This is a genomic window from Pelotomaculum sp. FP (assembly GCF_004369245.1).
GTDB lineage: Bacteria > Bacillota > Desulfotomaculia > Desulfotomaculales > Pelotomaculaceae > Pelotomaculum_C > Pelotomaculum_C schinkii.
Genome location: NZ_QFGB01000033.1, coordinates 1 through 22,938, shown reverse-complemented (window position 1 = coordinate 22,938; position 22,938 = coordinate 1). Strand labels below are relative to the sequence as shown.

Here is a 22,938-nt window from a genome sequence, read left to right as displayed (position 1 = left end):
CCTAAAATGAGAGGAGACAGAAAATTGCAACCATTTCCCTGGTGGACAGATGAACAGAAAGCATTTGCTGAAGAGGTAAGGGCTTTCGTGAAGGAAATTGCGCCCAGAGATGCAGCGACCAGATGGACCAGAGAGTTTCCCTTTGATATCTATAAGAAGATTGGTGCAAAGGGTTACATCGGCGCCGCTATTCCCAAGGAGTACGGCGGTTTGGGGCTGGGCGCGACAGGCGCCTGCATCCTGTCTGAAGAACTGCACAGCATGATGCCGGGTATCGGCAGGATCGTTGTGGGCAACATGAACGGCGGTTTGCGGCAGATTATCGAATACGGCACGGAAGAGCAGAAGAAGAGGTTCTTACCTGACATCGCCGGCGGTGAGATTGGCGCTGTGGTTATTACTGAAATGACTGCCGGTACAGACGCTGCCGGTGTAACGGTTACAGCAAAAAAAGAGGGGAACCATTACATCTTAAACGGCAAGAAACGCTTTATCGTGGCTGCCGGAGTGGCGGAACGTTATTTTGTGTATGCCAGGACCAGCGATAACCCGGAAGATTATAAAAAGCGCCGTCACCTCACCGCCTTCGTCGTTAAAAAGGGTACACCAGGTTTCACTTGTGAAAAACTGAATGAAATCCTTGCCTTTGAAAATGTCCAGAACGGCTCCCTCGACTTTGATAATGTTGTCGTTTCCGAGGCAGACCGGATAGGTCAAGAAGGTGAAGGCTGGAAGATTATGATGGCCGGGCTGAACTTTGAAAGAACAGTCATTGCCTCAGGTACTATCGGTTGGCAGCGCCTGTTGTTAAACAACGCTGTCCCTTATGCGCAGCGCAGAGTTCAGTTTGGCAAGCCTACTATCGACATCCCCGCCAACCAGGACAAAATCGCCGATCTCGTAATCAGGTTGAAGATCTCCAGGATAGCGGTTTATTACACGGCATGGCTTTGGGATAGGGAAGAAGACATTACTATCGAGGCCAGTGCAATTAAGGCGTTTGGCGCCGAACAAACCTTGGAGTCAGCCAAGCAAGCCACCCAGATTATGGCCGGCGATGGCGTGAACCGTTTCTATCCGGTCCAAAATATCTATGAAGTTGCCAAGACTGAGCATGTTGCCGGCGGTACCGTCGAAGCCTGCAGGCTGGTCATCTTTAGATCTGCGCTCAAGTTAATGACGGAGGATATTCAGATGCCGCGCCGCGTCATCGACCAGGAACTGGGTGTGCCGGTTCCCGCGTTTGGACCTGTAGAGAATAAACTGCCTGCGAGTGAGGAAAACGTGCTGGCTGTGTTAGCCGAAGACTACAGGATCAACCCGGGTCTGCATATGACGCCTGGTGATATTAAGGAATACATTGCCGCCGGTGATGCCGAACTGGAAAAAGCCATTGTGGCTCTGGAAGGAAAGGGCTATGTCATGGTGTTACGCAACAAGAAGGGCATCCAGCTTGTTAAAGCTACTTATGACGGCCTAAACAAAGCCTATCCGAAAGAGCACTACCGCTGGTTCCCGACCTGGGCAACTGAAGACAGGGTGTTCTAAGGCGGGGAGAGATTGGTCAGCAAACACGATCTTATAGTCTATCAGCAAGGAAAAATTTTTAAAATGGCAATCTGGATGATAGTAATATCATCTGAAGTACTGCATGAACAAACAATATATGGTGGATGTAAGACGATGGGTCAGGGTTTTAACTCTAGTGGTTTATACTATGTCGGGTTATACCCTGACTTCTGGAGAACAGCCGGCTTTAGTTTAAACGCTTCCCTGGCGTTGCATCAAACAAAGGGGGAATGTCAAAGAAAGCAACAGCCGGGAATTTAGCAGGAAGAATAGAGAAAGCGGATATTGATGGGAAGCTGAAAGTAATTGAAGGAGGTGGCTTATTCTATGTATTCGAAACCCTTTGAGTATTATGCCCCGCAGACGCCTGGCGAAGCATATGAGCTGGTGGGACGTCTGGGCGGCAAGGCCAAGATTTTGGCGGGCGGGACCGACCTGGTCATATTGATGAAGGACAAGATCATAAGCCCGGAAAATGTGATTGACATCACCAATATTGAAGAGTTTCAAGGCATCAAATATGAGCCGGGCAAAGGGATGGAAATCGGCGCGACCACGAAGAACGCCGAGATTCAGTTTTCCGAGATTGTCAAGCAGAAATATCCGGCGCTGGCTTATGCGGCAGGGGAGATAGGATCCTCCCAGGTAAGGCATATGGGCACCATCGGGGGCAACAGCTGCAACGCCTCTCCGTCGGCCGAGACCCCGGCCCCCCTGGTAGCTTACGGCGCTTCGGTTGTAGTGAGCAGCGCCGCGGGTGAAAGGGAAATGCCTCTGGAAGAGTTCATTCAGGGTGTCAGACAGATCGACCTGAAGGAAGGGGAGATTCTGACCAAGTTCAAACTGCCGGAACCCTCCCCCAAGCTGGTAGCCAAATATGCCTATATGGGGGCCAGGGACGCCAATGAAATTGACAGCGTCAACATGGCGGTTGCCCTTGAGCTGGAAGACGACAAAAAGACCGTGCAGAGTGTGAAACTGGTCATGGGTTCGGTTTTCATCAAGCCGCTGATATCCAGAGCAGTTCCGGCTCTCATGACCGGGCAGAAATTCAGTGACGAATTGGCAGCGAAAGCGGCAGAAGCAGCGCAGGACGAAGCGAAGCCGATTAGCGACGTTCGGGCCTCGGCGGAATACCGGCGCGAGATCGTAGGGGTGCTGGCCCGCAGGTTGCTGAAAGAGGCGTTTGCCGCCGCTCAGGAGGTGTAAGTGATGAAACAACTGATTGAATTGGAAATCAACGGACGGGTTTACGATGTTGTCGTCAGCCCCCGGGATATTCTGGCCGACGTTCTGAGGAAAAAAGTAGGGCTTACCGGCACCAAAAAAGGCTGCGGGATGGGCGACTGCGGCGCCTGTACGGTGCTGGTGGAAGGCAAACCCGTACTGTCCTGCATCACGCTGGCAATCGCCTGCAACGGCAAAAAGGTTACCACTGTGGAAGGACTGACTCTGCCGAACGGCGAGCTGAACCCGCTGCAGGATGCGTTTGTCCAGCACGGCGCGATTCAGTGCGGTTTCTGCACACCGGGCATGCTGATGTCGGCCACCGGGCTGCTGAAAAGGAATCCCAAGCCCAGCGTATATGACATCAAGCATGAGATGTCGGGCAACATCTGCCGCTGCACCGGATTCAAGAGAATTATCGAAGCCATTGAAGTAGCTGCTGAAACGGGGGTGAAGTGATGGGAACTTGGGATCCAAGAGAAACTTATACAAGTGAAGGAAATCCAGCATATGTACGTGAAGGAAAGCCATCCTATTTGGATGAAAGGAGGTTCAGCCAGGTTGGCAGGAGCGTACCGCGGGTAGACGGTCCGGCCAAGGCCAAAGGTCAAGCGATTTATACCGCCGATATGGTGCTGCCGGATATGGTGTACGGGAAGATCAAACGCTGCAAGGAATACGCGCACGCCAAAATTAAAAAGATCGACTGCAGCAAAGCGCTTGAGTTGCCGGGGGTACTAGCGGTGCTCACCGGAGACGAAGCTCCCAACAAATGGGGTATTGTTCCCCAGTCGGCCAACGAGACCGTTCTGGCGGTAGACAAGGTTCGCTTTTATGGTGAAGGCGTGGCTGCTGTTGCCGCCATTGATGAAGAAACGGCCGAGGAAGCCTGTGAACTGATTGAAGTGGAATACGAGCCCCTGCCGGCGTTGCTGGATCCGTTTGAATCCCTGGCCCGCGCTGGTGAAGTTACTATTCATGACAATGCTCCCGACAATATCATGCACAAAGGCGAGCAGATCTTCGGCGACGTGGACAAAGGTTTTGAAAAGTGCGAGTACATTTTAGAAAGAGAATTCAAAACCGGTCGGCCGCAGCACGCCTACATTGAGCCGCAATCGGCCGTGGCCAGCTATGACACCCAGAGCGGGCAGCTGCACCTGTGGGCCAGCAGCCAGGTTCCGCACTATCTGCACCGCCAGATGTCCATCGTTTTAGAAATGCCCATGAGCAAGATCCGGGTTACGCTGCCCACCGTGGGCGGCGGTTTTGGCGGCAAGGGCGAAGCAGCCTCATCGGAATTTGTGGCCTGCCTGTTGTCACGCAAGATTGGCCGACCGGTCAAAGTGACCTACGAGCGTGATGAAGTATTCTTCACGAGCAAAGGCCGGCACCCATGCTACATGAAATTGAAAGTCGGCGTGGACAAAGACGGTTATATCCAAGCTGCAGAATTTGACAATACGATGGACAAGGGGGCATACGCAGGTTGGGGCGTGGTGGTGATGTTCTACACCGCATCGATGGTGCACCTGCCTTACAAAGTGCCCAACGTCCGCTCCCGTGTGAGAAACGTTTATACCAACTTGCCCACGACCGGGGCCATGCGGGGTCTGGGCGGCGTGCAGCCCAGGTTTGCCATGGATTGCCTGCTTGATGAACTGGCCGATATGGTGGGGATCAGCGGGTTGGAAATAAGGCTGAGAAACGCTGTCGAATCAGGTTATTATGCCACTAACAATCTCCATGTGCCGCATAGTGAGTTCAAGGAGTGCCTGCAGACTGCGGTAGACAAATCGGGTTATCTCGAGAAACACGGCAAGCTGCCCTTTGGTAAAGGCATCGGCATGGCCGGCGGCTTTTATATTTCCGGTACGGCTTATACCCTGTACCAGGCGTACAAGCCTCATACCTCGGTAACCCTGCGGGTAGATACCGAGGGCGGCGCGACCCTGTTCTGCGCGGCTGCTGAAATCGGCCAGGGCTGCACCACTGTCATGGCCCAGATGGCGGCTGAGGCGCTGGGGATCAATTATGAAGACGTGCACGTTCAAGTAGGTGACACGGAGCTGGGCAGCTTTGACCTGGGCAGTTTCGCCAGCCGTTTAACCTATGCGTCCGGTTCTGCGATCAGGGAAGCAGCCAAACAAATCAATGAAAAGCTAAAGGAAACGGCTGCCAACATGCTTGGCTGCATGGCCAACCAACTAACCATCAAAGACCGCAAGATCTATTCCATGTTTGAACCCAAGTTCACCATTGACTGGGAGGAAGTAGTTAAAAAGCATATGAACTCCGTTGGTGCGCTGGTTGCCATCGGACACTTCTCTCCGCCGCGCCGCAAAGGGATTGATCTCGCGACTGGCAAGCGGGTGCAAGGCGCTAATATCGGTCATTCCCCCGCCTTCGGTTTTAGCTGTCAGGTCCACGAAGTGGATGTGGATACCGAGACCGGACGTGTATACGTCAGGAAGGTAACCGAAGCGGGTGACTGCGGCACAGCCGTCAACCCGATGAGCGTAGACGGACAGGTGGAAGGCTCCATCGTGTTTAATATGGGCGCCGCCCTTTATGAAGAAATGAAATTTGATGAAAACGGCAGGCACCTGAACCCCAACTTCCACGACTACAAGTGTCCCACATTCATGGAGATGCCGGAAATGGACACCAACATTGTAGAGAGCTACGATCCGAACGCGCCGTTTGGGGTCAAGGAAACCGGTGAAGGCGCCGTTCAGCCGACCTTCCCGGCGATTGTCAACGCTATCTACGACGCCATTGGTGTAAGGTTCTACCAGGTGCCGGTTACGCCGGAAATGGTTCTCAAGGCCCTAAAAGAGAAGAAAGAAAAAGAAGCCGGCTGCGGCTGCGGAGCTTAATAGCGGAGATTAGTTACCTACCTACCTGCCATGCGCCGGTTAATTCCAAACCGGCGTATGGTAGAAAAATTGAAGATATTTGCAATGTTAACATAGGTTAACGAAAATAATCCAAAAAGGAGAATGAAGAGTATGGCGAAAGTGATTACGGCAGCGCAAGCGGCGGAACTTATTAAGGACGGCGCAACTGTAGCATATGCTGTGTCTGGACTTGCCGGGTGGCCGGAAGAGGTAGGCTTAGCCATCGGAGAAAGATTTAGGAATACCGGGCATCCCAAAGGCATTACCCAGGTGCATGGACCTGGAGCCGGTGACTGGAAAGGCAGAGGCGAATGTGCCATGGCCGAAGAGGGTCTGATTAAGAGATTGATCGTAGCGCATGTTGGTTCATCACCGCGCATGGCCCGCCTGGTGGAAGAGAACAAAGCAGAGTGTTATTTCCTCCCGCAAGGAGTCATTGCCCAATTGTATCTTGAAATTGGCAGAAAAGGACCCGGCGTGTTGTCAAAAGTTGGGTTGGGGACCTTTATTGACCCGCGTATTGAAGGCGGCAAGGTTAATGATATTACCACGGAAGATATCCTTAAAGTAGTTGAATTTGAAGGGGAGGAGTGGATGTTTTACCCTTCCTTCCCTATTGATGTAGCGCTCTTGAGGGGTACTGTAGCAGATGAAAACGGCAATTTCACGATTGATAAAGAAGGCAAAAGTTTGGATAATCTGCCGGTAGCACAGGCGGTAAAAGCTTCGGGAGGCATTGTCATAGTGCAGGTGGAAACATTGGTTAAAGCTGGAACATTGCATCCCAAGCGTGTAAAAGTACCGGGTGTTTTGGTTGACTATATTGTGGTTGCTCAAAAGCCGCAATGGCAAAGCATGGTTACTGTATATAATCCTTCATTTTCAGGCGATGCAAGGGTACCCCTGGGTAGCGTTCCCCCGCTTCCATTGGACGAGCGCAAAGTCATCTGCCGTCGTTCAGCTATGGAACTGGCGCCGGGTCCTGTTAACTTAGGTATCGGTATTCCGCAAGGTATCGCCAACGTAGCTACTGAAGAAGGTGTCGGGGATATTATGATACCGATTTCCGAGTTGGGAAATATCGGCGGCTTGCCGGGAGTCGGCGGAGATTTCGGACACCACTGGAATCCTGAAGCTACGGTTGATCATAATTTCCATCAAAGCTGGTTTGACGGCGTCGGTGTTGATTTGGCCTTTTTCGGGCTGGCGGAAACGGATAAAGATGGTAACGTCAACGCGAGCAAGTTTGGCGGAAAGGTTATGGGTGTCGGTGGTTTTATTAACATAACCACGAACTGCAAAAAGGCGGTTTTTTGCGGCACCTTTACCGCAGGCGGGCTGCAACTCGAGGTGAAAGACGGTAAATTAGCCATTATCAAAGAGGGTAGACAGAAAAAATTCCTGGACCAGGTTGGGCAGATTTCCTACAGCGGCAAATATGCGGTCTCAATTAACAAGCCTACTCTTTTCATTACAGAAAGAGCCGTTTTTGAACTTACAAAAGAAGGAATGGTCTTAACAGAGATCGCTCCTGGTGTGGATTTAGAAAAAGATATCCTGGCCCTTATGGACTTTAAACCAATCATCTCACCTGATTTGAAGCTTATGGACGAGGGGATTTTCCAGCCGGTATGGGGTAGATTAAAAGATATCGTAAAAAAAGACTAAAAATGTAAAGACGGTAAAAAATGATAACATTTAGTTAGATAACGACTGAAATAAATATTATTGAAAAGGGACTATCTTTGATCTTGCGGGAATCCTGTAGCGAAATGAATCAACTAAAACGGTACAAAAAAAAGTACTGATATAAATATTCCCCGTCGAAAAGCAATATTTATAACCAGTACAAACGTAATACAAGACTTTCAACATTATAATCTTTTTTGTTTGAAAATACAAGTTACCATTTCATAGTAATTTATGTAATAAGAGTTGGAGTGAATATGCTGGTAATTGTTGATGATGTGACACATTATTATATAAGAAAGTTTGTAAGCAAGCATTCTTATGTCGTATCAAATTAAATTAGGTGGGACGCCGGCCTGTGTTGCGTGCTTGTGATAAGAATCTAGAATCCAAAAATACCTTAATAGGTTTATGCAATACAGGCCGGAGGTTCCTACATCAAGCAAGGAAAAGATCTGAATTCATAGAGAAGCGTACCGACATTCTTATGCTAGGTTAGTAAGGATTTATATCTGCTGTATATTCAGCAAAATAAAGCTTGCGAAATGAGGAACTTCAGGAATGACAAAAATTAATTAGGAGGTATTTGTCATGAACTTAGACTCTAAAAGATGGCTTGTTTTAATTGCCAGTTGCCTTATTAATCTATGTGTCGGTTCGATTTACGCATGGAGTGTTTTTGCCAAACCAGTGGCTGCTTTGTTAGGCATTACTGGAGCAGCTGCGGCAATGGCATTCACTATTGCAAACTCGATTTCACCAATTCCTATGGTGTTGGGGGGAAGGCTCCAGGACAAATTCGGACCGAAGTGGGTTATCTTTGTGGGAGGGCTACTTTTTGGAATCGGATGGATTGGTAGCGGATATTCTAGCTCTATAACCACGTTGTATGTATTTTATGGTATTTTTGCCGGACTGGGAGTTGGTACAGTCTATAGCTGTACTATAGCCAATACCGTCAAGTTTTTCCCTGATAAAAGGGGGCTGGTAGCTGGTATCGTTACAGCCGCCTACGGTTTGTCGGCTGTTCTTCTCGGCCCAATTGCCAACGCCTTAATAGCCAGCTCTGGTGTTCTGAACGCTTTTAAGGTACTTGGAATAGTTTTTTTAGTTGTCGTTTTAGTGAGTTCGTTCTTTGTGATGACAGCACCTGCGGGGTACAAGCCGGCAGGCTGGAATCCTCCGGCGCCTGCGGCCGGGTCGGCAGTGTCGGGTGTGGATAAGAATTGGCCTCAGATGTTGCTGGACCCTACTTTCTACGTTTTAATGCTCATGCTTATGGCCGGTGCTTTTTCAGGTTTAATGATCGTCAGTCAAGCCTCTCCAATCGCGCAGGAAGTCATCAAAGTGACACCGGCCACAGCAGCTTTCGCTGTAAGCCTGTTGGCTTTGGCAAATATGGCAGGACGGATTTTCTGGGGTTGGGTTTCCGATATCGCCGGCCGCTATGCTTCGCTAACAGCAATGTATATTATACTAGCCCTTAGTATGTTTTTATTGTCAACTGTGAATACCTTTGCACCTTTCATGTTGGTAGTTATGGCGGTAGGCTTTTGTTTCGGCGGTCTAATGGGTATTTTCCCTGCTCTTACGGCAGATACATTTGGACCAAAAAACAACGGTGTCAACTATGGAATAATGTTCTGCGGTTTCGCTTTAGCCGCGTATTTTGGCCCTATCACGGCCGCCAAGATTAAAATAGCAAGCGGCGGATACACACAGGCTTTTATTATTGCAGCCGTTATTAGTACTATCGCTATTCTCTTAACCCAATATGTCCGTTACAGAAATATAAAAGCCCGGGAGGCCAACACTATAGCTGGCTAGCAGTCATTGCAGCGCAGGGTCTTTAAGGTGCTGGGCCACTTTTGAAAAATGATCCGGATATGAATCATTTTAAAAATAGTCGCCTGGTAGCTTTGGGACTGGATTTGAAGCCGGCCTGGGCTTATACCATGCCGGCTTCATCTGTTATGATAAATGACTATCATTTTATTATAAAAGTAAAAGGAAAATGAATAGCTTTCTGAAGAGTTTGTATTGAAACTGGTAGAAATAGAAAGGAACTTAAAATGGACACGAAGTATGCAAATCGTCATTTAAGTGTAATGGAGCTGGAGCAGACTTTCGGAAACATAAGATCAATTCACCGGAACCGCAAGATGACTATAACGCAATTAAGTGATTATAAAAGAATATTTCAGGAGTATGGATTTGAAGGACTTAAGGATCTTCAGCCAATTGAAGATATTAATAATAGCATCACACCACAAGTCACTGACGAAATGATATTAGCTTTAAGTTATGAAAATCCTAGTTGTGGTAACTTGATGTTAAGCAACATGTTCGCATTACAAGGGTTTAGCGTTAGTCCTGCCGCCATCCAAAGTGTCTTTAATAAAAATGGTATGACGTGCGGATACGATCGTATTTTAAAACTTGAGGAGAAAGCTATCCGGGAAAATATTGTACTTACAGATAAACAGAGAGCAATTATAGAACAAACAAATCCATGCTTCACAGAACGTAATAACGAAAGCAGCCGGCCTGGTGAAGTCCTGGCTCAGGATACTATTCATCTCGGTACTTATAGGATGGGAAAGATCTATTTGCAGGCTGTGGTGGATACCTACGGTAGTTATGCTTTTGGCTTCCTCCATAGCTTTAAAGTACCGGAATATGCGGTTGCTGTGCTGCACAATGAGGTAATTCCCTTTTACAGGGAAAAGGGTCTGGCTGTAGATACAATCCTGACGGACAGCGGAAGAGAGTATTGTGGTAGGGAAACACACCCTTTTGAATTATATCTGGCGCTCAATAACATCGAACATAAGAATAACAAAGAGCATAGGAGCAACAAGAAGAGCGGTCATGGGCAAACGAACGGCTTTTTAGAGCGTTTTAAAAAGACGGCTTTGAAAGAGTTTTTTCAAAAAATACTAAAGGGAAGCTACAAAGATATTAAAAACTTGCAGGCTGATTTTGATAATTGGTTGGTTTACTATAATACTGAACGACCTCACAGGGGTTACCGGAACCTGGGTCAATGTCCTGTTGATACGATAAATAAATATATGGCCCTGATGAGCGGAAATTCTGCTTCTCGTATTGCGAGAACCTGCTATGCAAATGAAAAAGAATGAAGGATGGTAAACAGATGTGTAATTTTACACCAGAACAACTGAAACTGCAAAAAAAAGTACGCGCTTTTATTAAAGCATACATTGATCCCATTTCCAAAGAGTGCGATGTTACAGGGGTACTTCCGTCATCTGTTTTCAAGGCATGGGCGGATGCCGGATTGGCGTGCCTGGTTGCGCCAAAAGAAACTGGCGGTCCCGAACTTGATACTGTTACCTGTACTATAGTTATGGAAGAACTTGGCTACGCTGAACTTGGCGTTGCTACTGCTTTTGGCGCCAACAACCTGTGTTCCTATCCGGTCTTATTGGCCGGAACGCCGGAACAGCAGAAAAAACATTTTGCTCCCCTGTTGGCAGGTAATTATGGCGCTTTCGCCCTCACTGAACCGAAAGCCGGGTCGGATGTGGGTGCTATCTCAACAACTGCCAAAAGAGACGGGGACGAGTATATCCTTAACGGGACCAAGTGTTTTATTACACAAGGCGGGGTTGCGGCTACCTATGTCTTATTTGCGTCAACGGATAAAAGCAAGGGCTCTAAGGGTATGAGCGCCTTTATTGTAGAGCGGGATCGTCCCGGACTCAGTATCGGTAAAGTGGAAGATAAAATGGGAATACACGCTTCCAATACAGTGGAACTGATATTGGAAAATGTTAGAATACCTGCATGGCATTTGCTCGGCAACGAAGGTGACGGGATGAAATTAGCCATGATGTCGCTGGACGCAGGCCGGTTAATGGTAGCTGCGCAGGCTGTCGGAGTCGCTCAAAGGGCCTTGGATGAATGCGTGGATTATATAAAAAAGCGCGTGGATAGCGGTAAGCTGCTGTCTGCTCATCAGTCTGTCGACTTTAAGATAGCGGAGATGGCCACTGCAATAGAAGCTGGAAGACAACTTGTTTACCGCGGTGCAGAATTAAAAGACTCCCAGCAGCCCTATTCGAAATACTCCGCTATGGCCAAATTATTTTGTACCGATGTGGCTGTGCAAGCAGCGACAGATGCCATGGAAATCATGGGAGCGTACGGGTATACCAAGGATGCATATATTGAAAAGGTTTGGCGTGATGTCAGAATCCTGCCCATTTACGAAGGTACCAACCAGATCCAGAGAATCGTTATTTCTAAAGCAGTCCTAGATAAACGATAATCCAAGTCTATTAGAGTAGGAGGAGCACTTTTGGATTTCTATTTAACCCAAGAACAACAATTGATCCAGCAAATTGCCCGCGATTTTGGCAGGGAACAACTGGAACCCCATGCTGTTGAAACGGATCGTAAATCCCGTTATCCGGCTGCGGCAATAAAAGCCATGGCGGAGCTTGGCTTTTTAGGGTTGTTTTATCCTGTGGAATATGGGGGCGCCGGAGCAGATTTCATAAGCTACATTCTGATGCTGGAAGAGATATCCCGTTCATGTGCCTCAACCGCTGCTATTGTGGCGACCCATTGCTCGCTGGCTGCTTATCCTATTTATAAGTGGGGTTCCGAAGAACAGAAAGAAAAATATTTGTCTGCTATGTGCACAGGGGAAAAACTGGGTGGTTTTGCGTTAGCCGAACCCGGCGCCGCACCTGCATCAGGTCCGGATAAAGTTGTAGCGATTTTGGATGGAAATCACTACGTACTGAACGGGAAGAAGTACTTCGTATATAATGGCGGCGTTGCCGACGTATACATAGTTTTTGCTCTCACTCAAAAAGATTCTGCAACAGACCTGGAGGGGCTGAGTGCCTTTATCGTCGATGCTGCTGCTCCATGTCTCTGTGTCGGCAGGCACATTCCCAAAATGGGCCTATGCGGGTTGCCGACTACTGAAATGGTTTTTGAAAATGCGCACGTTCCTAAAGAAAACCTGCTGGGCACTGAAAACCAGGGCTATGAAATTCTAATTGAGACCCAGGCATGTGCAGGTGTTTCAGCTGCTGCGCAAGCTGTGGGCATCAGCCAGACAGCGCTTGATGCATCAGTCAGATACGCAAAAGAACGCGTGCAATTTGGAAGCCCGATTGCTAATTTACAAGCTATACAATGGATGTTGGCGGGCATGGCGGGCAATGTGCATATGGCCCGTGTAGTGACTTATCAGGCTGCTTATTTGATTATGCAGGGTAAGCCTTTTACTGTCGCAGCAGCCATAGCCAGGATGCTTACCGGTAAGGCAGGTGTTGGCGTCTGCAATACAGCGGTACAAATTCATGGAGGCTATGGCTACGGCAGAGAAATGATTCTTGAAAGGCTGTTACGCGATGTAAAAGGTACAATGCTTTTCGAAAGTATCAGTGAATATCCACAACAAATTATAGCTGAAAAGTTGTTGCGTTAGTCTTCATCTTCTATTGTTGTATCCAAAGCCTTTAGTATTTGAATATAATTATTCTTGTCTATAGCATAATCTTTTTAATCTATGTAATAACTTTGTAAGCTGCCCCGTAAAATATGTAAACTCCCGGATGATGTTTTATTCTTCATCAACCGGGAGTTTAAAATACCTAGAAAAAGATATCATCGATAAACCTTAGAAAGAAAGGGCTACTGAAAGATAACGCTATTCCTTGAATAGTTCAGGAGCCATCAGTTTAGGACCGCCGTCAGGTATTATTAATTTAAACTCACACTGGTCAAGTATCTGTGTTTGAATGTCTATACCGGGAGCAACCTCTTCAAGAACCATGCCTCGTTTATCCCGTCTTATTACGCATCTTTCTGTAATAAATACAATATCGTTGCCTTTTTTCAGCGATTCCTCGGCAACAAAAGTTGTCTTATCACATTTTTTGATAAACTTTTTGAATTTCCCTTCATTTACAATTATCATTTTGCCATTTTCAACTTTGGTTTTTATCCCAACAGCTGTAAATGTGCCTATAAAGATCAGATGCTTTGATGACAAAGAAATATTAGCAAATCCGCCTACCCCGCCAATTTTTCCATTTAGATGGCTCGTGTTTACATTACCTTTTTCATCGACCTCGCTCAATCCAAAAATTCCCGCGTCGAGGTTTCCTCCGTCAAATAAGCTGAAATGATCACCATGATCACATAAAGCTTCTACATTCCAGCTGCATCCGAAGTCCTTTCCCAGGGCAGGGACTCCTCCTATGCATCCCGTTTCGGTAATCATTGTAACCATATCGCTTTGCCCCATTTCATTCAGGACATTTGGGATAGATGTTGGCATGCCAATTCCGAAATTTATTATGTATCCAGGTTTAAATTCCTTTATAGCTCTTCTGCACATAACTTTCACATCGTTTAACGGCATTGGCTTAATTTCTTCCAATTCGGCAATTGCTTCACCTGTGAATGCTGGATTATATCCTTCTTTATTGCTTCTGATCCAGTTCTGCATAATTTCGCCAGGCTTTTCCGCAACCACAATATAATCAATATATATGCCCGGAACCTTTACCATGCGGGGATGTATTTCATTGACTTCGACTATTTTTTCTACCTGACATATTACTTTTCCACCGTTTGCTTTTACCGCCTGTGCCTGCGAAAGCAGTCCAATATTTATAGGCTCCTTTTCACAGCTTATATTTCCGTGTTTATCAGCTGTCGTAGCTCGCATGAGACCTATATTTAATTTGGGAAGCGTATAGTAAAGGTATTCTTCACCCATAAAATCAGGAACATATTTAACGAGATCTTCACCTTTATCCATTGTGAGTTGATTTAATTTACCGCCGTCATTTCTCGGATCCATAAATGTGCCAAGTCCAACCTTTGACATGGCGCCATTCATGCCTCTGCCGATCTCCCGGTACATCTGATAAAAAACTCCAAGCGGCAGCATCCAGCCCATAATTTTATTATCAGTTATTTTCTTTGCAAGATCCGGACATACACTTACGAATGATGAAATACTTTTCGTCATCATTCCTTCATGCAAATATTGAGATTCTGCAGTCGGTGAAGTAAAATTACCTCCTCCGGATGCTCTGATAGAGGTAATGTTCTTTGGATGTCCTTCACGTAAAAAACGTTCCTCTATAGCATCCACGATTTCCTGAGGCCATCCGGTAAGACCATCGACTCCTGTAACTATTACATCCCCGTCATTAATCAGATTTGCAGCTTCTTTTGCAGTTATTATTTGAGCCATACTATCACCCCTTAACATTTTCGGTTTTATTGTACCATCTTTTGTAGTATTATTACATATCTTAATATAGGCTATAGTAACTTGTGAAATTTGCCACAATCATTTCCCTGAAATACGCCGTCTTTTTGCTAGCCCAAAACTGCAACTGACAGCTGCCCCTCTTTTAGCTAATGCAATTATATCCTGGCTAAAAGCATACTCTATTCACGATTCAGTCGTCCTTTCTGTACGTGACAGGCAGTCGCACCTGTTCATACAATGCTGCCACGGTTGGAGACGGTCTCATAGTATGGAAGTAAGCCGCAGCCCAAACTGCAGCTGAAGGGAAGGGAGGGGGCAGTGTGTCTCCAAGACTTAAATATATGAGAGGATCCCTTTATTTGTCAGGAACTTTCTGCGACTGCTTTCTTTTGTTTCTGCTTTGGTTTTTCTTTGCCTTTTAATGCCGGCCATCTGAATATTCGGCTCAGTCTGGTGTAGATCCACCTGGATTCCTTGGTCAACAAAGGTCCCAGCACTGCTAAAATAAGGACATAAAGAGCCGCAAAAGGCTGCAGGATAGGCAACAGACCTCCGGCCATGGCGAGTTTTGCTAAAATAATGGAGAACTCACCACGCGATGTTATGGTCAAGCCTACATTGGTAGAGGCCATATGCGAATATCCAGACATACGGCCGGCGATCATCCCGGAGGCAAAGTTGCCGGTTAATGTCAAGCCAACAGCCGCTAAAGCAGGCAAGACAGCTCCACCAAGAGCAAGGGGATCGATGCTGAGCCCAAAACTAAAGAAAAATATGGCCCCAAATAAGTCTCGAAAGGGAACCACAAGCTTATCAATCCGTTCCCGGTGCTCAGTCTCACCAAGTACCAGGCCCACCAACAAGGCCCCGATAGCTTCTGCAACATGGATGGTTTCCGAGAACCCGGCGATGAGTACAAGAATTGCAAACAACACCAGCATAAATACTTCATCAGAGGGAATATTTAATATGGTGTTTAACTTTGAAAGAAGTCTGCGTCCCAGGAAGACAATTCCAATTATAAATCCCAGCGCCAGTCCTGCTGAAGCCAATACATTCATGGTAGACGTTGCCCCGGTTAAGACAAGGCCTGATACAACAGAAAGATAAACAGCTACAAAAACATCCTGAAACATCATAAGGCCAAGGATCATTTCTGTCTCCGGCCTAACCGTACGCTTTAAGTCAACAACCATTTTGGCAACGATGGCGCTTGACGAGATTGTTGTAATCCCTGCCACGATTAAGATTTCCTTAAACGGCCATCCCAGTAAAAAGGGCAACAGCAATCCGAGGGTCAGGTTGATTGCCATGTAAATAATTCCACCCCGAATAATGGAACGGCCCGCCTTTACCAGCCTTCCGACGGAGAACTCGAGTCCCAGGTGAAACAAAAGAAAGAGTATACCCAAACGTCCCAGGAATTCAATTAATGGAGCACTATCTATGAAGCGAAAATCAAGAACCCCAAAATGTGGCGTTTGTGGTCCAACAAGCATCCCGGCCAGTATTAACAACGGTACAATTGAAAACCGCAAGCGGGAGGACAATAGGCCGGCAAACGCAATAATGCCCAGGGCCAGCCCAACTTCAAAGAGCAAATGCTGCTCCACTACCTAAAGACTCCCGTGCTGGATTAAGTGTTTACAGGCTTTTACCTTTGCCCTCTCGCCCAATATCACCAGGGTTGCCCCTTCCCTGATTATTTGCTCCGGCCCGGGATTGATTATTTTGATCTGGTCACGTTTCACAATAGCAATAATAGTGGCGCCTGTTCTTTTGCGAATGCCCAAACCGCCGATCGTCATACCAGCCGATTTGGCGCCAGGCTCAACTTTGTACCATTCAATAAACATTTCATCAAAACACACGTCAACAGATTCCAAATCCCTCGGCATATAGGACATGCCGCCGATAATACCTGCCACACGGCGGGCCTCGGCGTCATCAAGGGTAACCATTGATATGCTTTCTTCGGGGTCATCGTTATCAAAATGGAAGATTTCACGCCTTCCGTCATCGTGAATAACAACAACGAGCTTATCTCCACTGCGTGTATTGATTTGAAACTTTCGCCCGATTCCGGGAAGGTCCGACTCTCGAATTAAATCCATACTATCCCCCGTTGGTATGATTGTATTTTATTCTTATTTTGTTGTATTTAAATTATACAATAAAATTATAGCTGAAGCACTCGTATTGTATATTGTGTCATGTACTGGTTAAGTAATCATAAAGAAGTATTATAAGAAGCAAAACCCCGGCACTGTGGCCGTGTAGTTCTGGGACGTTTGGGTGTACTCTTGCTGATGCCGGCACTAGAGTGTTATCACAACGACTTTTTCTTCAGTCATCTCCTCTATTGCATAACGAGGCCCCTCTTTACCTGTGCCGCTTTCCTTCCAGCCGCCATAGGGCATAAGGTCTGTACGGAAGGTAGAAACATCATATAGTAGGTTCCAGGAACGGTCCTTCTGCGGGATATCGCCTCGCTCTCCGGAGCGGGGCTTGTTGTGCTTGACGGTTTTTATTCCAGGTTCTGTGGCCGGAGCTTTTTTCTTGGAATTATTAATGAATTACAATCGTATGTCATAGTATATTTTAAGACAAGGGTAGTCAGGAATTCATTTCAAAAAAAGGAGGGAGCATATACCGGTGGTAATTGGGAAGGAAAAGGAATACAACTGCCGCATAGAAATCGAAGATAGTATTGTTGTGATAATTTGCTGAGAAATTGAGACCGATCAATTGAAAAAATGCCTTAAAACAGTTGAAGAAACAGAGGCAATAAAAATATTAGCAAGTGAGGAAAAACAATAAACTTTGCCCCCTCTATGGAGGGGTTTTCCATCTGGCTGAGCGGGATAACCAATATCCCCCGGCGGATATTTCCACCATGAAACAATGTGTTTTGTTGGGGATCCGGATAAACCAATCCGGTTTTTTTATTTTTATATAGAAATATGGTATGGACAATCCCAAGAGACGTATAGAAACCAATCAACGTATGGGGGGTATATGATCCTCGGAATAATGTCGAAATTTATCAAAATGTGTCTGAATATTTTAAGTTATATTGCTAGGTGATATCAGCTTTTTGTCGAAACAATTAAGTAAGAAGTCTTGTGAGTGAGGCAGACCCATGGACACACAATTTGTTTGGTTTCTGGTGCAGGGGATTCCCGAAATAACTGGCACGTTTGCCTTGGCGTTGGCTATTTTAAGGGTACGGATCCGGTGGCTGCTCGTTATACCCGCCGCGGCTGTCGTTTGTACCGCCATATATCTGATTAGGACAGCCGGCGCTTCTTTTGGGGTGCACACGGCGTTCTTACTCCTTTCCATGGTTGTGCTGTCGTGCACAGCAACCAAAGCAAAATTATCAAGCGCATTTATTGCTGCTTTTGTCAGTGAATCGATATTAGCAATAATTGAATCCTTAAACAACATCCTGTTTTCACGCTTTTTCAATTTAGATATCAGCACCCTGCCGGACGCCAATTGGGTTCTGTGGAAAATGATTGGCTTTCCCCAGGCCGTAGTTCTGATGCTACTGGCGATCCTGTACGCAAAATTTAAAAAACCCGGGGAGGGCATGTGGAAAATATGAGTTACATGGCTGTCAGCAGGCGCTGGGCAAGCTACTTGCGCGCCAAAACCGGCGTTTCTCCGGAAAAAGAAACGGTCCTGGCCTATGCCGCCGACATCATCATCATCAACCTGCTAAACCTCGCCGCTATACTGCTGATCGGCTTTTTGCTGGGGATTTTACCGGCCACGATTGCCATCCTGGCCACCTTATTTTTGTTCCGCCACACCGCCGGCGGCGCGCACTCCGATTCTCCCTGGCGCTGCGCTATAATAACAATATCGTCGACCACCCTCATGTCTGTGGGCGCCGTGTCTTTTTCCGAATACAGTCAAACTGGTATTGATATCATCTCTTTCCTTGCATTGCTAACAGGTTTTACCGCGCTCGTTACACTGGCTCCGGTTGACAACCCCGCCGCGCCGGTTGTTTCCCCGCTCAGGCGCAAAAAACTCAAGAGATATGCCCTGGTGGTCTTTTTGCTGGCGGCAGCAATCACGCTTATTTTGCGCGACAGTGTCTGGGAACACGCCCAAGTGGTACGGGCAAGCCTCGCTCTTTCTCTTCTCTGGGTCAGTTTTATGCTGACCGGGCCCGGACATCGCTTGCTGCATTGGATTGATCGCACCTTTATTTTGCGAAAAGGGGGTGAAAAAAATGAAGGGTTTGGTTAACAGGCTGTTTTTTTTGGCGGTAACGGTGATGACATTCCTCGCCGTGATAGCTTCCGCCAGCGCTTGCGGTTCAATCCAGTACCAGCCTGAAGTCCCTGAATCGCTCAGAAAATAGCACATGAAAAGGGGTGGGCAACCACCTCTTTTCATCGTATCTGGATAAAGGGGAATGGTTTTATGACGGATATCAAAAAAACCAGGGAGTGGGAAGTCTTTGAATATATTGTCGGGGCTCAGATGGCCTGCATATTGATTTTTTTTGTTTCCTTTTCTTTGGGCAAGGGCTTTAGCGTTTCCTTTAGTCACAGTCTTGCTCTTATTACAGGAACAATAGGTGTTGTGGCAGCTTTTTTGTATAGGTTTTTGGAAAGATTGTTAAATCAAAAGAAAATTCTATATATAAAAGTAGCGTATGTTATGTTTCCCATTCTCATTACGGCATTTGTCTTGCTGCAGGTCCCGCACGGCCCATACGGAAAACAGGTGGCAATACTGCTGCCTGTTATTGTGGCTGCCACCGTACTGGGTAAAAACGGCGGCCTGTTCATTGCTTTTTTGGGTTCCGCCTTCCTGACCTGGAGCAGCGTGTTTTTCGATCGTAAACCCCTTATACAGGCACTTGAGCAAAATCTTATTCTCATCAGCGTAACGTTTTTGATGGGCTGGTTTATCGGCAGCATCACCAATCTTGAAGCGGAGAGCCGGAAGCGGCTGCAGGAAAATTTGGACGAATTACAGGGAGAAATCGAAAGGCGCAAGTTTGCAGAGGAACAGACCTTTAAATTATCCCGCATTGTGGAACAGAGCCCGGCGAGCATTGTATTAACGGATACAGATGGAAATATTGAATTTGTCAATCCGCAGTTCACCCGGGTTACCGGATATGCAAGTGAAGACATAACCGGTTTCAATATCAGCCGCCTGGGCAGCGAACCCGCTGAATTCTATGAGCAAATATATGAAGAAGTACGGGAAGGGAAAGAATGGAGCGGTGAACTGCTGATCAAGAAAAAAAACTCCGATTCGTTCTGGGAGCATACGTATTTTACTCCTTTTAAAAACGCCGCTGGGATGACAACCAATTTCCTGAAGATATCAGAGGATATTACAGAAAAGAAGGGCTTGCAACTGGAGATGGCCCGTTTGGACAGATTAAACCTGGTGGGTGAAATGGCTGCGGCAATCGGCCACGAGGTCAGGAACCCCATGACAACGGTAAGGGGATTTTTACAGCTGCTTGGGAAAAAAGAACTTTACTCTACAGACAAAGAATATTTCACCCTGATGATGGACGAACTGGATCGGGCTAATTCGATTATAACCGAATTTTTATCTCTGGCTAAAAATAAGGCGATAGAAAAAAAGATGCATAACCTTAACAGCATTATTCGTTCGATTGCTCCTTTACTGCAAGCCGATGCTACTAAAAGCGACTATAACGTTGTCTTCGAGTTGGCCGAAATTCCGGATATGTCTCTTGATGAAAAGGAAATAAAGCAAATCATCTTTAACCTTGTGCGCAACGGGATAGAAGCCATGGAACACCGGGGTACAATTACGATAAAAACCTACCGGGACGCGGGGGAAGTTGTTTTGGCAGTTCAGGATCAGGGTAAAGGGATCCCGGATGATATACTGTCAAAAATCGGAACACCGTTTTATACCACAAAGGAAACCGGCACAGGTCTAGGCTTGGCTGTTTGCTACAGCATTGCCGAACGCCATAATTCCAGGATTGAATTTAAGACAAGTCCTGACGGTACGCAATTTTTTGTCAGGTTTAAAGGCTCCTGTGAAGCTGATTAGCCGCAGTTTCCGTATTTCTCGCTTTCTCTACATAATCTGGAACTATGCATAACGCCGGTTACAGGGAGCTCCCCAGAACCGGCATCCGCAATATACCTACTCAATTGGGGCGCTCCGCTGGCGTATAGCCAGGGCAATCTTGGTCACTCAAAGCTCTAGATACCTCCAGGATATACGCCCAGGTAAGCTAATATTCAGGTGAAATAATTTTGCCGCCGGGAAGGCGGCAATTTTGCTAAATTTTCATATCTAAAAAGGCAGGTATAGTATAATGTAGTATTACCAGCTTAAAATAGATTCTACGGGGTGCGCTAACTTGGAAAAAGCTTTATTGATTTTGGTTAACGTCATAAATTACTTGCATGATTTTATAGTAAACATTTTTAGATTCCTGGGCTTCGGTTTAACAGATAAAGACCTTCATTTCTGGTTCGTTGGGATTATTGGCACAGCAATCTTTGTACTGTCTGATCTAATTTTCAGGTATGTTACCAGATGGAGTATCTCAGTTATTTCTTTCATTTATACTTGTACGGTCCTGATAGTGGTCGTGTTTGGACTGGAAATTGAGCAAAAAATAACCGGAAGAGGCGCCATGGAATTTGCCGACATCGTTTCAGGACTATGGGGGTTTATAGCTATACTTAGCGTGTTTTTGGCGATAAAAGCAACACTCTATTTGACTAAGAAGTTCTACAAAAAATTCAGCAATAAAGCGAGGTAGAGGTTGCAGCACAACCGACATCCATTGTGCCTGTGCCATACACCTGGCCTCTCTTTTAGAGCATCCTGCAGAACCTTGTTACAGCCCCTTTGTTTTGCAAAAAATAAAGGAGACCCTTTCGCGGACTTCTTTTTGTTTTTTTATTGAACCATGGGTAAAAGTAAATATGGTATCTATAATTATCTGCTCTGCATTTAATGTAAATATGCGCAAAAGAGCTTAGCTTCAAACGAGGCCAAGCCCTATTAATGATAAAAACCTTTTATCTGCAGTATTTTACTCCATTTCCATCCTCGAAAGCTGTTTTAGCTGGTCACGCTTGCCGTAAATAACAGCGGTAACCTGCACTTTACTATTTTCTTCGTCAATCCAGAAATAAATAAGAAAGTTTTTCACAGGCATTTTGCGAACGCCGCAGGTGCGCCACGGCTCTTCCTCGGTCAACGCAACCCGCTGCGGGAACTGTGAAAGTGACGAAATCGAGCGTTCCATTTCGTTGAGCAGACGCAGGGCAGCTTTTGGTGCTTTTAATTCGGAAGCGACGTAATCTACGATTTCCTGCAGTTGTTCCTCCGCCTGTGTAGTGATTTTAACCGTATACGTATTGTCTGCCATAAGCTATAATCCTCGTCTCAAATCAGCGAACACCTCAGAAGCTGGACGAGAATGGTCGGCTTTTGCTTCATTCAAACCATTCTGCATGATTGTATTGAACGTATCTGCATCCATTTCATCCCGTGCCATTGGAGCGGCGGGAAGCGACAGGGAAAACGGAATGCTTTTGGTCATAACAATTTGCTTGTAGAGCATATTGATAACAACGGAAGCCGGAATCCCCAGTTTTGACATGATCGCTTCCGCTTTTTCCTTTATTTCTGGCTCGACACGAGCGAGGACATTTGCTGTTTTAGCAGCCATAATACCACCACCTTTCTTTTTAAATATTATATTCTATTGTATAACGTTTAGCAATACATTATTCAAGTTTATTTCTGACTCCGAATTTCAACGTTTCGAATATTCTATCATTAAGTATTGAAACTTTAATCGATATGCATTAAGTAATAAATGGTTTAGAACTTCGCAAATAATAATAAGAGAGAGGCGTTGTCCCGCAAGGGATAGCACCTCTCTCCTGCTTTTCCGTATCGGTTTGGGGTATGGTTCATTAAGTTTCCCTATTGAACCGCGCCTTTATGGCTCTCCTGCTTACTTAACCGGTTTAACCGGATGCCCGACACTGCGGGCCAATTGGTAGTTAAAAGAAATAAAAAAGTACCGAAAACAAGCCCTAAGTGGCGCCCAAGACGGATAAAAGTTCGTTCTCATTTTTTAAAGTGAAAAAATACCCCCCCTACCGGGCAATGTCATTAAGATAAGCAAAGAGTCGGCAAGGCAAAAGAGCATCATGAGGGCAGAAGAGCTTATCAGGATGCTCTTTTCTCTTAGGGAAGCTGAAAAATGCATGCAAATGAAGCAGATCGTGA

20 protein-coding genes are annotated in these 22,938 nt (G+C 46.3%); 14 read left to right on the top strand and 6 right to left on the bottom strand.

What is annotated here, in order from left to right; genetic code table 11:
- The first annotated feature begins 24 nt into the window (after window positions 1-24).
- From Psfp_RS13210 to Psfp_RS13165, 9 genes are all read left to right on the top strand, one after another.
- Window positions 25-1,548, top strand: coding sequence for an acyl-CoA dehydrogenase family protein (locus Psfp_RS13210; protein ID WP_134219015.1), 1,524 nt, complete (start codon window positions 25-27; stop codon window positions 1,546-1,548).
- 348 nt (window positions 1,549-1,896) lie between these two features.
- Window positions 1,897-2,778: a xanthine dehydrogenase family protein subunit M gene (locus Psfp_RS13200; RefSeq protein WP_134219013.1), complete on the top strand. Its 882-nt coding sequence runs from the start codon at window positions 1,897-1,899 to the stop codon at window positions 2,776-2,778.
- 3 nt (window positions 2,779-2,781) lie between these two features.
- Entirely contained in the window at window positions 2,782-3,255 is a 474-nt protein-coding gene (locus tag Psfp_RS13195) for a (2Fe-2S)-binding protein (RefSeq protein WP_134219012.1), read from the top strand.
- On the top strand, window positions 3,255-5,675 hold the full coding sequence (locus tag Psfp_RS13190) for a xanthine dehydrogenase family protein molybdopterin-binding subunit (protein WP_134219011.1): 2,421 nt from the start codon (window positions 3,255-3,257) through the stop codon (window positions 5,673-5,675). Before Psfp_RS13195 ends, Psfp_RS13190 begins: the two co-directional genes overlap by 1 nt.
- Window positions 5,676-5,807: 132 nt before the next feature.
- On the top strand, window positions 5,808-7,364 hold the full coding sequence (locus tag Psfp_RS13185; protein ID WP_134219010.1) for a malonate decarboxylase subunit alpha: 1,557 nt from the start codon (window positions 5,808-5,810) through the stop codon (window positions 7,362-7,364).
- A 612-nt stretch (window positions 7,365-7,976) separates the two neighbouring features.
- Window positions 7,977-9,212, top strand: coding sequence for an OFA family MFS transporter (locus Psfp_RS13180; RefSeq protein WP_134219009.1), 1,236 nt, complete (start codon window positions 7,977-7,979; stop codon window positions 9,210-9,212).
- 335 nt (window positions 9,213-9,547) lie between these two features.
- A complete protein-coding gene (locus tag Psfp_RS13175) occupies window positions 9,548-10,528 on the top strand; it encodes an integrase core domain-containing protein (protein WP_192895423.1) in 981 nt (326 codons plus the stop codon).
- 14 nt (window positions 10,529-10,542) lie between these two features.
- Window positions 10,543-11,679: an acyl-CoA dehydrogenase family protein gene (locus Psfp_RS13170; protein ID WP_134219007.1), complete on the top strand. Its 1,137-nt coding sequence runs from the start codon at window positions 10,543-10,545 to the stop codon at window positions 11,677-11,679.
- Window positions 11,680-11,709: 30 nt separating this feature from the next.
- Window positions 11,710-12,855: an acyl-CoA dehydrogenase family protein gene (locus Psfp_RS13165; protein WP_134219006.1), complete on the top strand. Its 1,146-nt coding sequence runs from the start codon at window positions 11,710-11,712 to the stop codon at window positions 12,853-12,855.
- A 222-nt stretch (window positions 12,856-13,077) separates the two neighbouring features.
- Here the strand turns inward: Psfp_RS13165 and Psfp_RS13160 are convergent, their stop codons facing one another.
- The 4 genes from Psfp_RS13160 to Psfp_RS22270 all read right to left on the bottom strand — a co-directional run bounded on the left by Psfp_RS13160 (window position 13,078) and on the right by Psfp_RS22270 (window position 17,141).
- Window positions 13,078-14,736 (bottom strand): malonate decarboxylase subunit alpha, encoded by a 1,659-nt coding sequence (locus Psfp_RS13160; protein WP_243120640.1) that lies wholly within the window; start codon window positions 14,734-14,736, stop codon window positions 13,078-13,080.
- Between the two features lie 284 nt (window positions 14,737-15,020).
- Window positions 15,021-16,271, bottom strand: a complete 1,251-nt coding sequence (locus Psfp_RS13155) for a cation:proton antiporter (RefSeq protein WP_134219004.1) — start codon at window positions 16,269-16,271, stop codon at window positions 15,021-15,023.
- A 3-nt stretch (window positions 16,272-16,274) separates the two neighbouring features.
- Window positions 16,275-16,772: a cation:proton antiporter regulatory subunit gene (locus tag Psfp_RS13150; protein WP_134219003.1), complete on the bottom strand. Its 498-nt coding sequence runs from the start codon at window positions 16,770-16,772 to the stop codon at window positions 16,275-16,277.
- 204 nt (window positions 16,773-16,976) lie between these two features.
- Window positions 16,977-17,141: an aldehyde dehydrogenase family protein gene (locus tag Psfp_RS22270; protein ID WP_348981146.1), complete on the bottom strand. Its 165-nt coding sequence runs from the start codon at window positions 17,139-17,141 to the stop codon at window positions 16,977-16,979.
- Between the two features lie 659 nt (window positions 17,142-17,800).
- Between Psfp_RS22270 and Psfp_RS13140 the strand changes: the two genes are divergently transcribed.
- From Psfp_RS13140 to Psfp_RS13120, 5 genes are all read left to right on the top strand, one after another.
- Window positions 17,801-18,268, top strand: a complete 468-nt coding sequence (locus Psfp_RS13140) for a hypothetical protein (protein WP_134219001.1) — start codon at window positions 17,801-17,803, stop codon at window positions 18,266-18,268.
- Window positions 18,265-18,921, top strand: a complete 657-nt coding sequence (locus Psfp_RS13135; RefSeq protein WP_134219000.1) for an accessory gene regulator B family protein — start codon at window positions 18,265-18,267, stop codon at window positions 18,919-18,921. Before Psfp_RS13140 ends, Psfp_RS13135 begins: the two co-directional genes overlap by 4 nt.
- Window positions 18,905-19,036, top strand: coding sequence for a cyclic lactone autoinducer peptide (locus Psfp_RS13130; RefSeq protein WP_134218999.1), 132 nt, complete (start codon window positions 18,905-18,907; stop codon window positions 19,034-19,036). Before Psfp_RS13135 ends, Psfp_RS13130 begins: the two co-directional genes overlap by 17 nt.
- A 62-nt stretch (window positions 19,037-19,098) precedes the next feature.
- Entirely contained in the window at window positions 19,099-20,727 is a 1,629-nt protein-coding gene (locus tag Psfp_RS13125) for an ATP-binding protein (RefSeq protein ID WP_134218998.1), read from the top strand.
- 316 nt (window positions 20,728-21,043) lie between these two features.
- Window positions 21,044-21,451 carry a hypothetical protein gene (locus Psfp_RS13120; protein WP_134218997.1) on the top strand — a complete coding sequence of 136 codons (408 nt, stop codon included), beginning with the start codon at window positions 21,044-21,046 and terminating at the stop codon, window positions 21,449-21,451.
- A 276-nt stretch (window positions 21,452-21,727) separates the two neighbouring features.
- On the opposite strand, the gene Psfp_RS13115 is transcribed toward Psfp_RS13120, so the two are convergent.
- Both Psfp_RS13115 and Psfp_RS13110 read right to left on the bottom strand, forming a co-directional pair.
- Complete coding sequence (locus Psfp_RS13115) at window positions 21,728-22,066, bottom strand: type II toxin-antitoxin system RelE/ParE family toxin (RefSeq protein WP_134218996.1); 339 nt, start codon at window positions 22,064-22,066, stop codon at window positions 21,728-21,730.
- Between the two features lie 3 nt (window positions 22,067-22,069).
- Window positions 22,070-22,369 (bottom strand): type II toxin-antitoxin system RelB/DinJ family antitoxin, encoded by a 300-nt coding sequence (locus Psfp_RS13110; protein WP_134218995.1) that lies wholly within the window; start codon window positions 22,367-22,369, stop codon window positions 22,070-22,072.
- Window positions 22,370-22,938: the final 569 nt, after the last annotated feature.